This window comes from Vibrio sp. Vb1337 (genome assembly GCF_033338715.1).
Classification (GTDB): domain Bacteria; phylum Pseudomonadota; class Gammaproteobacteria; order Enterobacterales; family Vibrionaceae; genus Vibrio; species Vibrio alginolyticus.
Genome location: NZ_JAWOTD010000296.1, coordinates 1 through 1,018, shown reverse-complemented (window position 1 = coordinate 1,018; position 1,018 = coordinate 1). Strand labels below are relative to the sequence as shown.

The 1,018-nt window shown below is 45.6% G+C and carries 2 protein-coding genes; one reads left to right on the top strand and one right to left on the bottom strand.

Features of this window, described 5'->3' with window-relative positions; genetic code table 11:
• On the bottom strand, positions 1-539 hold a 539-nt coding region (locus tag R7E42_RS25755; RefSeq protein ID WP_318073350.1), incomplete at its 3' end, for an ABC transporter substrate-binding protein.
• Between the two features lie 209 nt (positions 540-748).
• Here R7E42_RS25755 and R7E42_RS25750 point away from each other — a divergent pair.
• The coding region (locus R7E42_RS25750; protein WP_318073348.1) for a GntR family transcriptional regulator at positions 749-1,018 on the top strand (270 nt) is incomplete at its 3' end.

Genomic DNA, 1,018 nt, shown 5'->3' with positions numbered 1-1,018 from the left:
CATACGTCTCCAACCGTGACTTTGTAGTTACCTTTGAGTAAGTCCCCGCAAGTTTTTGGTGCGTCTTTGACTAGGTTGTTGTTTGAGATAAAAGAGATAGTGCCAGTGTATGCCAGCGCCCAGTGGCCATCTTTATCTTTCGCCCAATCGGGAATGTCATTCCAAGTGGTCGGTTTATACGGTTGAGTTACGCCTTTTTTCACGGCAACTCGCGCAAATGCAAAACCGACGTCACCGATATCTGCGGTCGCATTTTTCTTCTCTGCTTCGAATTTCGCGATTTCTTGTGCAGAGCTCATGTCAGTGTCTTGATGTTTCAAACCGTAGTTTGATTGCAAATCAGCCCACGTGTCTTTCCAGTTTGCCCAACTGTCTGGCATGCCCACACTGTAAACCAAGCCTTCTTTTTGAGCGGCTTTTACTAGGGATTCTACATTGGCATCCGCTGAAAAAGCAGGCGCCGATAATGTTGCTGTAATTGCGGTGGCTGCAAGCAGTTTGGCAGGCACGGCAGTGGAACGGCTAAGCAAAGTTTTCATTGTCTCCATCCTTCTGGACTAGGTCAGTAAGTTCGCTTTTTATCCTATGGGGGGAATGTGACGGTTTGGTGCAGATAATTTGACAGTTATGATTCACTTCTGTGGCGTTTGTATTTCATTTGATGAAGAAGCGAGCAGTTTGACTTGTCATATTTCTGTTACTTAAGCCTCTTATCTTGTTGAGAAAATATCTATTGGACTAGGTCAGAATGAAAACAACAGGTGCGGGCCAGTTAGGGACGCAGTTAGGAAAAATTAAAACCAGCTTGAGACAGCAAATTCACTCTGGCGTGGTTTCTCAAGGGCAAAAACTGCCTTCAGAAAGAGAGTTAAGTGAGCTGTTTTCTACCACCCGAATCACGATTAAAGATGCGTTAGTCTCGTTGGAAACTGAAGGGCTGATTTATCGAGAAGAACGCCGTGGTTGGTACGTGTCTCCTGAGCGAATCTGCTACAACCCGTTGTCGCGTTCTCACTTT